Consider the following 12,109-nt stretch of genomic DNA (forward strand, 5'->3'; position numbering starts at 1 on the left):
CACATCTCTAACGTAGTAGATCCGTTAGGTCTCTACTATAAAGAAACTGCACAACCACACTTATTTTTAATTCTACTTAAGAACAGCAACTACACTAATGGTTTCATCCTCATCAGAAATAGTTTCGTCAGGTTCATATGGAATTTCGTTTCCCTTTTTCCACAAAATTTTATAGCTATTAAGCTCAGGATATTGTGGATCCTTTTCATCTAAGAGCTCTTTTATTTTTTTTAGAATCTCATGAGGAGAAAGTTCCCTTTTTAATAATACTCGCAAAGAATTTGTAGTAACATATGCTTCGCTTTCTTCGTTAAGATAGATTACCTGATCTATAAGGTTTGGTCTATAAACACGGCGTTCAGGTGAAATCTCCATGAAACCCTCTGATGACCGATTAAAAGGTATTCCCTCTTGTACTAGATATTCTTCAAGTTCTTCAAATTCTCCATTAATCAGATATCCATTTGAATAGCAATATACGTTCTCACATTCCTCTAAATGACCTGGTATATAAGAACTTATTTTATCCCAAATATGGGTAGGGTATTGTGCTTTAACAATTTCAAGAGAAGCATGATAATAGTCTGGCATCTTAATCACTCCTTAACTTAGATTGAAATGTTATCCTGATGAAAAACAACACCATTAATTGTTTTGATAACATCAGCGTTTATCCTCACATGGCATCTCTCATCTCCATCAATTCTTGTTCCACATAAACAATTAACATTACCGTTATTCGTCATAGGTTCCCAGCCACTAAATTCAATTTTCCAAGTTTTTCTCATAAATTGAACAACAAGGACTTCACTTTTAGCGAAAGGTTGTAATAAAACTGAATCACTCATTTCGGTGCTTCACCTCTTAGAAAAAGTTTACTATCAACATGGCCGAAATCTGTAATCAAAATTATAGAGCTAAACATTCTCTGGATTTTTAAATGTTATTAGTATCAGAATGATTCACCTCAAAATAAAAAGAGCAAAGGCGAATCAACTCGACCTAATTGCTCTTTTTACTGTATGATTCAATTATTCAAACCAACAAGTCAATAAGATAAGTACGGAAGTAAGTATCGTAAAATTCATCCATCATAACCGGTCTCCATCCAGTTAAATTTTCATTCTCACGATTAGCCTGTTTAATATAATTATTATATTTATCAGCAAATGCAAGTAGAAGATGAAATTCGAGATCTGTCCATACACTCGGAATAATCAAGGTTTGAAGTGATCCTTTTTCAAGAAGGGCAATATATTCTGCCAAATTCCCTTGGTCTATTGCGTTCATGACGATCTTTTTATAATCCATTTCACTAATGTAATCAGGCACCGGAAGATCTCTAACATCGAAGGCGTCCGTCCCATCATCATTCAAGGAAAACCAAACTTCTGATTGATTGTTAATATCGTCATTCTTATAAGTGTAATACACGGTAAGCCCGCGATATTGCACTAAAATAGCTGGATCCACCCAAGTCAATGGCATAAAAAATCCACTCTCCTTTATTATTAAAAATAACGGGTATTCGGATTTAATGGTGGAAACAGATGATTCAGTTTCCAGTCACATCCGGTTGATTACATTTTTATCTCCGACCACACTCTACACAACAATCCCATGATTTTTGAGGGCATCCAATGCGCCCCGTATATTCTTCCGGAACCATTGACATTTAAAATGTTCACCGCTTCGTCATAGGTGTTATAATAGCCAAGTGACTTACCGAACCCATCGGTTAAATAATATTCTTCATATAGAGTATCCAACGTTTCTCCCACCTTCCTGCGCAAAATGAGTCTACTATTCTTCGCTAATAACCAATTTCACGAAATAATGGATTACGTCAATTGATCATTCCACCATTAAATCCGAAGAGCCAAAATAACTAATGATAAGAAAAAAAGAGCTAGCAACCATTAGTCGCTCGCTCCTTCTTGAATGCCCACCCAAAAGTGCATCTCTTTTAGGTGAAATGATAATTACTTAGAAACAGATCCAGTAATGATTACCAGCCTGTTTTTAGCAGCATTTCTGCGCTGCATGCGGGAGATGGCAATAGCAAGTTCACGTTGAGACATGTTAAATTCCTCCTTGAATGTGGTTTGGGTTGTGAAAGTGAGCAAAGCAAAAAACACCCACTTTTTAACATGACCAATCCATTCAAATAGAATGCCTACAAAAGTAGAATTTGGTCACCTTAAAAAATAGGTGTTGGGAATTAATCTCTGAAAGTGTCTCTATGACCCAGGCCTGAGACAAAAAATAAAGTAAAAGTAATTTATGCGTCTTATTATATCACATCATATTGATTATGAGAATAACAAAGTTGTTCTGTCATGAATTAAAAAAATTGACTAGTGAAATCTATATGTCAATTCCATAATAAATGTAAAAAGCACAGCTTGCATCAAGCTGCGCTGGGGGTTTATGAAGACTAATTAACCATGCGGGATGTTTAGGGCTTTCTTGATATGGAAGAGAGCTTCTTCCTAAAATTACCGCCGGCCGATTCTCATCCAATTGAAAGGTACAAGTGAAGTTTTCAGGGCTGCTTCAATATTTCGATGGGCCCACTCTTCTGTACACTCACCTTCAAAAAATGCATTAATGGAGAAATCGAATATAACTTCATTGTCTTGTCTTGCTATATTTTCAACTTCCATCTCGATCGATACTATTCTTTTACCATCCTCTTTAATTGACTGAAGACGCTTTAGAAATTCATCTAGTAGTAAACTATAATCCATTTTTCTATGTAGAGAAAATTGAAAGCGAACGTGAAACTCGTTTTCCTCTTCCCCCATCAATGAAGACCATTGTATCTTTGAATGCTTCTTTATCACTCTTTTTATCCTCCCCAAGCTAACACCGCATGTGTATTATACCATAGACTATTAAGCATTGCGTTTCAAAATAATGCCTTTTATCTACCCATATAACCCCTTTCTTTATATTCTAAACAAGGAATGAATATAAAAAAAGACACCCCTCACATATATGTTCTCTTTTGAGAAAGTCCCTCCTTAAAGGTGAGAACAAACATACCGGTGTAAGTGCCTTTCTAATGGCCCTTGCCGTATGGCAGAACCCAAAATCCCCTTATATATGTGATTATAGTACCATGGCAATTTCTAAATTGAAAGTTGATATTTATAGACTTTCTATAATTAATAACTTGGTTATCTTTATTTTTATTACAAGTATTAATAATTCCATTGATGAAAATTCAGTTCCTTAAATGAAAAAAGAGCCGGTTTTTTACCCGACTCTTTTTTGTGATTCTTTCAGAATTAAACAGCAATCGATTCAATCCAATCTGTCTTAATTCCTTTCTCGTGAAAAAGCACATCAGCAACCATTATGAGATTTGTATACTCAGGACCATCTGAAGATGGTTCAATATTCTCTGCTATGCATTGAGCGATAATATAATTAGTATCTGATCCATAAATAGTCCTTACATGTTTTTCGTTTGTATAACCATGTACTTCGATTTCCTTTGCAATTTGCTCTTCGGTATAAGAGCTTAGTTCAACCTCCACAAGACGGATTCGATAAACCCCTCGTCCATCCTCTGTTAGCTTATGGTTCACAACATCCAGCACATCGAACCTAGTATCCGTCACACGATAGACCCACTGCATCTCTGATGTCTTCTCCCACTCGCTTGAGCGAACATCATCATAATATCCATCATTAATAAGTTCATCTTCAAAAACAGACTTTAATATTTGGGGATCTGCAGATTCTGCAAGTCTGATCAAAAATTGTTCAACCTCAATCGGATCCATCTCGCCTATGCGCGAAACCAACCAATGGAGAGGAGTAAACCATTTTTTACTCATATAACAACCTCAGTTCTTGCGGTAACAACCATACATACTTTCATTAGACGGTGTATATCTCGTATCAGAAGAGACCTTTGATTTAATAAATCGAATGATTCTAATCGAGCTAGTTCCATAGCTGTGAACCCCGCTTCATTTAATAGAAGAGATATTCTTTTTTCTGCGTCAGACTGTGGTGTGTTAAGAACACCAGCTGCATTTTGTTTAATTTGAATAATGTCTGATTCATATGCTCCGAGCATAAGATAAAGGTGCATCATAAAATCAAATTCTACATTATCATCAGGTGCATACTGCATTTTGTTAGCATTGATGTAACGTGCTTTGGTTTTTCTTAATGCAGCTAATTTTCTCGTCATAACCTCTGGTTTAATAGATTTGGACATTTTCATTCACTCCTTGGAATAATGGGATAGTAAAAAAGACACTTCCCTTCTCTGCCCGAAAAACAAAAAATGCACTTCATAGAATAATCAATCCATCATTAAAATGATGTTGATCACTTATGAAGTGCATTGTTTACGGAATATCCTCACGCCGCTTGGCCAGGATCAGAAAATGAAAGTATCTAAAAATATTTTATCACTAGTGCACTTAATTTACAAATTTATCAACTTGATCCATGTCGTCCTTGATACTGATCAATGATAAAAATGTATCTTCGTCAAGTACCATAACACCTAATTTAGTATCTTTGTCAAGCTTACTTCCTGCTTTATCACCTGCTACAAGATAATGATTCTTATTAGATACACTACTTGCTACTTTCGCTCATTACGAAATGAGAAGAAGCCCAATTTCTGGGCTTCAAGCAGCATTACTTTTTACTTCGATTTCTAATTCAGCCATCATCTCAAGATACCCTGAACGATTAATCTTAATGGCAAGATCCTCCCAAGCGACTGCCTTCATTTCCGGTACATCGAGTAAAATGGTTGCAAGTTCCCGGCTCAACAACCCGCTCTCCGATCCCATGAGAAGTTTTTTCTCGACCCCCTTAAGTTTTGGATCGTCTTTTTTCCTATTTATCTCGGATACTGCTGCTTCCATACTTCCATATGTTTTTAATAATTCAATTGCACCTTTTGGCCCAATGCCGGTAACACCTGGAATATTATCACTCGTATCACCGCAATAACCTTTGTAGTCTATAAATTGAGTTGGTGTTATCCCATCATATTTCTGCATGAACATTTTTAGATCAAATGGCTCATCTTCTACTAATTGAACGATATTTGGGTCCAACAATTAAAAGTAGTCTTTATCGTTACTCCAGAGTAGACAATTACCATTAATCTCTGTAGACCACCTTTTAGATAAGCTGCCTGCTAGGTCATCTGCCTCCATGGTATCTACATGGAATTGCTGAATGTTCATGGCACGAAACACTGACTTTGCAGTCTCTATCTGCTCCTTAAATGGTACTGGATCTTCTTTATTATCTCTGTTTGCCTTATAAAAATCTGCTAATCTTCGTCTCCACAATGTAGATCGGCCTCCCGGTGGATCCCATACTACAGCGATATGTGTAGGTGCAAATCTACGAATCATTTTAACCAACTTCTCGGTCAGTGGTTTAATCGCATTCGTAAATTTCCCTTTTGAAGACTTCATTAACTCATGCTCTTCTTTAGAATAAGCAGTTGCCCAGTAACATCTTGCTAATAAGTTCATTGCATCAATGATTAAAAGAGATGAGGACATTGTTGGAGGGGTTACTGTACTTCTATCTGTTGAAGTTAGTTTTATTTCATTTTCAGATAAAGGTACCGCCGCTTGAGAACCAACTTGAGTTAAATGATTCATTCCAGACTGCATTGGCTGCCAATCTGCTTCAACCAATTGAAACTGAATTCCTTCACCGCTGCATAATAAAACTTCAGAAATATAACCACTTTCTACTTCGTGCTCTATAATCTTCATTGATAATTCCTGAAAGATAGCTTTTAATTTCTCTGAGGTACTACCTATTATGGATACTTGAAATATATTTCCCTCTTGTGAGATGGGATTCTTAGCTGGCTCGATGTATCCAAATTCTTGTGGATGAAGGTTAGGTCCTATGAGAATCTCAAACCATCCATCATCTGTCAACTCAGCTTTTCTTACTTCTCCAGCTCTGCTCTTCCATTGTCGATAAACACTTTCTAAACATACTCTCAAGCTTTTCTCCGTGGCCTTAACAGGCATTTTTGCACGTAGTTTCATTCTCGTTCCCTCCCTATTTGTGGTTAATTGATAAGCGACATAACAAAAAGAACCACGATAAATGGGCAAAGAAATGACAATGTCATTTACTAGACACATTTAAATCGTGGTTCTAAGATAAAACTCGGTATGTCGCCTGACGCCGAGAAGTTTTTAAAATGTTATATCACGAATGTATCATATTCGTGATCACATTTCCACTTTCTTCATTCTAAAATTGTATAAACCTTCCACACCGATCTATAATCACTGTAGAGGTGATAACAGTGAAAACGAAAAATAAATTTAATTTCTCAAGCTTGCTTTTTTGGGTAAGTGGTCTTACAATCGCTACCTATCCAATTGCATTTATAATCGAAAAAAGCTTCCCAAATCTTCAGCTTTTTACAAATTACAATTCTAATCTTCATCAATTGTATTCTCTTTTTAGTACAAATATATTAGTGTTCAGTGCTTTAATTGTCACGATCTTTTTTACCGGATCTAAGCGGCTATATGTAGAAGTTGCTTCAAGTATCCGTCAGAGACACATTGATATGGAAGTTGAAAGATGGAACGCTACACCCTACATATCGCCATTACATTTGTACTACATGATCTTCCCACCTCAGGCTTTTCATCAATCGAGAAGAGCACAGGTCTTTGATTATACATATCGTTATAATGTAGATCATTTTCGCAATCGGATCTTTAATAACGTTAATTACACAACATTTACACCTGAAAAACGGCCGAATCTGCTAAAAGTAATTGGTCCGAAACTCTCAGCAGAAATAACAGGATATATTTTTGGTCTTACTCTATCATTTGTTATTATGGCTTATTTGAACGATTTAAAGCATTGGTATTCTGGATGGTCTACCTTCCTCATTCCTGCACAAGTATTTATCTTACGACGTATCTATTATTTAATGAAAGCCGTGCTCTCTTCTGGGGCAACATATAAAAAAATTGATAGGGCTTTCCTCGCCAATTACGGTGAGGTAGAGCCGAGAATCAAATGGTTTCAACTATTTCCAAATCAGCGTATGGGTCAGGTCATCTTAGATGTATGGAAAAAGGAGAGTGAAAAACGACAAGAGTTGTATGATCGTATTTTGAAACGCGGAACGCAAGGAATGCCAGTATTCGATTGTCCTACAATTCCTGAACGTCCATTTACAGAGGATCATATTCCGGAATGGGCTAACACTGCAGAAGAACATTATATAAATCTGAAGGACCAACAAGCATATGCAGATGAACACATTTATCCCCAAACCATCAAAACACCATCAAAAGCCAAGATAATTTCATTTGAACAACATAAACGCAGAAAAATTTGACGTTTACCTTGTGAATCATTTACAATAACCACATAGCAACCTTGCATCGGTTGCTCGCACTTCCTTGGAAGCAATGGGTTGTGACCAAGAGCGCAAAGCACGGATAACGGAGGTCTCTTCTAATGAAGGGATCTCTGTTTGTTTTTGAAGACGGGATGGAGTATCCTTCTTATAAATTGAAACATAAAACGGCGGAATACATCTCTTTCATTGATAACAAGTGAGTTATGATCAAGTAGCCCAAAGGAACAAATACGAAAAAACTCCTCATATAGACTGGGGAGTTTTTTCGTTTTGGTCTTACTTCAGTATGTCCATTAAATTCAGCATATGTAATAGCTTGAAGATGGTAAGTATCGAGAAAGCTATACTTGCGAATTTCCGAAGGATTCTCATGGTTTTTCGTGCAAAAATAATGACGATTACCAAAGTAATAGCAATTAAGATATATGAGGGTGTATTCAGTATCGTATCTAATATCTGTTGCAAATTAATCACTCCTAGAATTAGAATAACGTAATTGCTTCCGATGTTAGCGCCGGTGGCATTAGTATCTCTAGCTGCTGAGTAGTATGATAATCTTCAAGACTAGACAACTTTTGTATATTGAAAGCAAGACATTTTTCTTCTGTCCATTTTTGTTCAGGGTAAACTTCATCTGTTTTTATATGACCATGCTCAGTTATAACCGTCATGTATCTTCTTCCCATAAGCGCCCCAGTAGAGTCACACTGAAAAGTTTCCCCTTTAAAAATAAGGGGGCTGCTGCAGCCTAAGAGATGAAAATTTTGATGCTCCCCGTAACGCTCCATGACTGTGTTCACTATTCTGTGCCTCTCTTCTTCTTTTAGGCTTAATAGGCCACCAATCGCGATGACATCAAACCCCCTCCCATCCCTTACAAGAGTATCAAGAGCATCCATGGGGGATTGTGGATGCCAAATTGGAATTGCCTTGATCCCTCTTCTATACAGATAATTCAGATTAAACATTGATTCCTCCGGATCTCCTGTTTTATCTAGGTTAAATACATCAAACAAAACAGACTGATGTCTTAAGATAAACTCTGCGTAATCCGTTATTCTCACAGGATGTTGGCTTTTAGCCTCTAATTTGCGTAGTTCAGAGATTTGTTTTGACCAATTGCTCGTCCCTTCCTGCATAGTTTGCAATCGATCTTGGACGACATCGATCCTTTTTCGTAATCGATGCATGCTATATTCACCAGAATCTAAAAGAACCTTTAAACCCAATTTTTTGATGTGATATTTCCATGTTTCGTGTTTGTCCGTTCGAAGATTCCAATAAGAGAACAATACAAACCGTCCTCCATGCTGCTGTATCATGGCAAGATCACCAGGACTTCTATCAGCTCCGGCGAAATAAAAACGTGTACCTTTAAGTACTAAACGCATGATGCTTCTCTTACCTAAACTTTTTTTCATCTTGGCTAGGTCACTCAAATGTACGAACATTTGACGGAGCAACCCCATGAGAAAACTATTAAATTTGTAGAAATCACCCAACTTCTCTCGTGTAACCGCTCTTCTGTAGAGTAAATACTCTATAGCACTTCTTATTTTTTCCCGTGGAACTTTAATTAGATTTTTGCTTTGTTCAGTTTTAAAGAAAACATACTTGTTGGTGATACTCTCAATGAAATTCACTTTTCCATTTCCTGTGGTAAGCATCATGCCTTCTTTTGCTTTTTTTGAAAACAATCTTTCATGTTCTCTTGCTTTTATAGTGTAATAATTCATATCTATTCTTCTCCTTTAAAAAGATATAAAAAAAGAGCGGAGCACTGCGCTTCGCCCTTTTTTTATAATTACTCATTCATTGTTTAAGAAAATCAAAACTTAAATTGCAAATGGTAGTCGTTCGTTTGTTCTTAGATCCGTAACAACAGGAAATTTTAAATTTATAAGAAGATCATCCAATCCTTTACCGTCCTTCGGATTCCAGGCCCATAATTCGGTATGTATGCCCTCTTCACTGATTAACTGTTTTCCCAAGTTAACAAGTTGTTTAAATACTTGTTCATTTTTCCCGGTAGGTTTTTTCTCATCATGAAACGCGTCAATATCATACGCGATTGCAACTTCCTTTATCCCATATTTTTTAAGTAGTGGGAGCACCTCACGAAAGTTACCCACCCCAGGAATACCAAAAACAAGCATATTTAATCGATCCGCTGAAATATAACTCTTATGCTCTCCTTCAATAATAAGTGCTTTCTGAATTTTATAAATTGCAGATATATCAGTTCCTGGTTCCCAGATGGCCATAACCTTTGAAGGGAGTACAACATTAATAGGCGCACCCGATTCAGCTCCTCCTCTTCTGATAAAATCTCCTTCGTTTACAGGAGCTGAAGAGAACCAGACATATTTCTTCTTATTATCGTAATTTGTTCTGATGCGAAGACGAATAATTCGTCCCAAGTCATCGCGTACCGGAATATAATATTTCCCCTTACCTGCTATTAACCAAAACCAGTCCTCTTCGCGATTAGGATTTCCGCCATTCCTAAGAAACTGAGTAAAGCCAGGTACTCTCTCAATTTGATAACCTTCGGATATCAGTGTATCAACAATTTTTTTTGCATGGTCCAGTGTTTTAGGAATGGATCTTAGACCTATAGCACCAATTTGTTCTCGTGTATACTGACGTTTAGATCCAAGCCATTCGTCTAAATGTTCATCAAAAACGGGACACAAATCTAAGAATCTTCGATAGGTTCGATCACAGACATCAGCAGAAGCAGCCGGAATTACGGGGACCTTGGGTCTGTCCCTTGGGACGTAGGTAGGTCGCGATTCATCCATCAAGATGGTACCATCTCGATATTGAACCGGGATCCCCATCAGTTTCGCTATTCCCTCAACTGAACGATAAAAATCTTTCTTTGAATCATAACCTTCAAAGTGATGCCAACTGTAAAAATTGATTGCATCACCTTCGGGTCCGCAGCCACCTCCACCATAACACTTATAATACCCAGTAGAAATTTTGATATAAGTATCCGGTGTTTTTTCCTGATGATTTGGGTTCGGGCACCTGAGATTCCAATGGTTTCCGGACCTCCTAAGATCATACCCCAATACATCTGCGAGTTCGTACACAGATACCTTCTTGACCATATCAATCGTTTCTTGAGACAAATACTTCATGTAATCCTTCCTTTCATTGGAGAATACTCAAATGGGTTGTGATAGAAGCCAAAAAAGGCCATTTAAAGCATTAACAATTCCCTTTTAAGAGGTGTTAATACCTTAAATGGCCATTCTTCGCTTACAAGAAATAGCTACATCATATAGTCCTTATGCCGCTTGGCGAGACCCATAAAAAATCATTTGATTTATTGATATAATATCATAATTCTATGGGAAAAAGAAGAGCTATCGATTAAGTCAAAACTACATTGACGCCGCGTTTCTCATTCCCGTTCAGTAGTATCCAACTGATTTTTTCCTTATCGTTGAACAAGTGTACCATATAAAATGAAGCATAAGCATGACAAAAAACAACCGAAGTAATTCCCCGGTTGTCTTGTCATTGAGTTCGATTAAAGGGATTATTCCTCAAATTCATCTTCATCCGGTTCACTCATTTGAGAGTTAAGATATTCGGATGCTGTCATACCTGTTGCTCCTGATTGGAGGAAACCGATTCTCTTGACAATAAGACTATTTGAATCAAAATCCCAAGCCAAAAACGTGTCAGAACCAAGGCCTTGGATCAGGCGTTCATCCGTAGTAAATCGAACTTCAACATTAGGCATATACTGCTTTGCAAGTTGTGCTAAAAAAGGAATCCTTGAATCACCATCAGCTACGACGATCACACGAGTCGGTTTTTGAAATCCATTTACATGATCTATCGCGTTTTGGGTTTTTTGAAATCGATTCTTTACCTTTCCAACCCAGTCCTTACCTGCTCGAACAGTCTCAACCCAAAATATCCGCATTTCACCTGCATCTTTTATAACCTGGAAAGTTGCTGTCGGGTGATGTACTTGACCATTTTTCAATCGAATTAGAGGGTTTCTCTGCCATGAAATGAGACGATCAATTTTGCTAAGTTCACTGTAGATTTCAGCTGATACAAGATCAAGGAATAGGGGAGCCATTTCTGGGCCTCTACCTGCCTGAAGCTCAATCGGTTGAAACCAGAAATCCTCGGCCAACTTCCGTTTTAAAATGATCTCGGCTGCATCATAGCCTGCTTTTGTTAGTGCGTAGACTAGGGGTTTCTTCCTATTATTCTTAAGTGGAGTTACCCAGCTAAAAGCACATAGGATACCCGTCCGTCGGCATTTTTTTAAGAACTCAATGACAACTTTATCATCATCGGTTTCTTTAAACACCACCCTACGAATTTGACTACGGGTTGCAATTCGGACATTTGAAAGGAAATCCAACAATCGAATTTCACGCTCAGTAAATGTTCCATCTTCGATTCTTTCCTGTAGCCAATATCGGCCCGCACGTTGGCCTTCATTTGGATTATGGTAATACATGGTCGCATAAGGGTCAGCAAAACATCCGAAAAGCTCTCCGTTCGGCAACAGAAAGTCCATTAGATCGTTGGGGCACAACGAGTCTTTATAAGGATTTTCTTGAGCCACTGGTGGCGTTAGGAGGAGTGAAGAGGTCTTCTCCACTCCCCCTGTACCAGCATGTTGGTGCTGATCAAAAGATAGAAGCTGTTCTTGAGACATAG

General features: G+C 37.5%; 12 protein-coding genes. 1 reads left to right on the forward strand and 11 read right to left on the reverse strand.

From position 1 onward, the window contains the following. Positions 1–72: 72 nt before the first annotated feature. The 8 genes from ACPV3A_RS01535 to ACPV3A_RS01570 all read right to left on the reverse strand — a co-directional run bounded on the left by ACPV3A_RS01535 (position 73) and on the right by ACPV3A_RS01570 (position 6,059). Entirely contained in the window at positions 73–591 is a 519-nt protein-coding gene (locus ACPV3A_RS01535; RefSeq protein WP_063477472.1) for a hypothetical protein, read from the reverse strand. A 17-nt stretch (positions 592–608) separates the two neighbouring features. Further along, positions 609–848, reverse strand: a complete 240-nt coding sequence (locus ACPV3A_RS01540) for a hypothetical protein (protein WP_063477473.1) — start codon at positions 846–848, stop codon at positions 609–611. 187 nt (positions 849–1,035) lie between these two features. After that, entirely contained in the window at positions 1,036–1,488 is a 453-nt protein-coding gene (locus ACPV3A_RS01545; RefSeq protein WP_063477474.1) for a hypothetical protein, read from the reverse strand. Between the two features lie 1,010 nt (positions 1,489–2,498). Continuing rightward, positions 2,499–2,846: a hypothetical protein gene (locus ACPV3A_RS01550; RefSeq protein ID WP_063477476.1), complete on the reverse strand. Its 348-nt coding sequence runs from the start codon at positions 2,844–2,846 to the stop codon at positions 2,499–2,501. 447 nt (positions 2,847–3,293) lie between these two features. Further along, on the reverse strand, positions 3,294–3,848 hold the full coding sequence (locus ACPV3A_RS01555; RefSeq protein ID WP_063477477.1) for a hypothetical protein: 555 nt from the start codon (positions 3,846–3,848) through the stop codon (positions 3,294–3,296). Continuing rightward, on the reverse strand, positions 3,845–4,237 hold the full coding sequence (locus ACPV3A_RS01560; protein WP_063477478.1) for a hypothetical protein: 393 nt from the start codon (positions 4,235–4,237) through the stop codon (positions 3,845–3,847). Before ACPV3A_RS01560 ends, ACPV3A_RS01555 begins: the two co-directional genes overlap by 4 nt. A gap of 421 nt (positions 4,238–4,658) precedes the next feature. After that, on the reverse strand, positions 4,659–5,099 hold the full coding sequence (locus ACPV3A_RS01565; RefSeq protein WP_063477479.1) for a 5'-3' exonuclease H3TH domain-containing protein: 441 nt from the start codon (positions 5,097–5,099) through the stop codon (positions 4,659–4,661). After that, the gene (locus ACPV3A_RS01570) at positions 5,100–6,059 is read right to left on the reverse strand and encodes a PIN domain-containing protein (RefSeq protein ID WP_063477480.1); all 960 of its coding nucleotides are present in this window, start codon (positions 6,057–6,059) and stop codon (positions 5,100–5,102) included. Between the two features lie 266 nt (positions 6,060–6,325). Here ACPV3A_RS01570 and ACPV3A_RS01575 point away from each other — a divergent pair, with 266 nt between their 5' ends. Continuing rightward, a complete protein-coding gene (locus ACPV3A_RS01575) occupies positions 6,326–7,384 on the forward strand; it encodes a hypothetical protein (protein WP_063477481.1) in 1,059 nt (352 codons plus the stop codon). Between the two features lie 506 nt (positions 7,385–7,890). Here ACPV3A_RS01575 and ACPV3A_RS01580 read toward each other — a convergent pair. The 3 genes from ACPV3A_RS01580 to ACPV3A_RS01590 form a co-directional block, all read right to left on the reverse strand. Then, on the reverse strand, positions 7,891–9,144 hold the full coding sequence (locus ACPV3A_RS01580; protein ID WP_063477483.1) for a hypothetical protein: 1,254 nt from the start codon (positions 9,142–9,144) through the stop codon (positions 7,891–7,893). Between the two features lie 99 nt (positions 9,145–9,243). Beyond that, a complete protein-coding gene (locus tag ACPV3A_RS01585) occupies positions 9,244–10,557 on the reverse strand; it encodes a CHC2 zinc finger domain-containing protein (protein ID WP_063477484.1) in 1,314 nt (437 codons plus the stop codon). Between the two features lie 404 nt (positions 10,558–10,961). Continuing rightward, complete coding sequence (locus ACPV3A_RS01590; RefSeq protein ID WP_063477485.1) at positions 10,962–12,107, reverse strand: replication-relaxation family protein; 1,146 nt, start codon at positions 12,105–12,107, stop codon at positions 10,962–10,964. Positions 12,108–12,109: the final 2 nt, after the last annotated feature.

It is taken from the genome of Paenibacillus sp. Dod16 (genome assembly GCF_049893405.1).
Lineage (GTDB): Bacteria > Bacillota > Bacilli > Paenibacillales > Paenibacillaceae > Paenibacillus_AQ.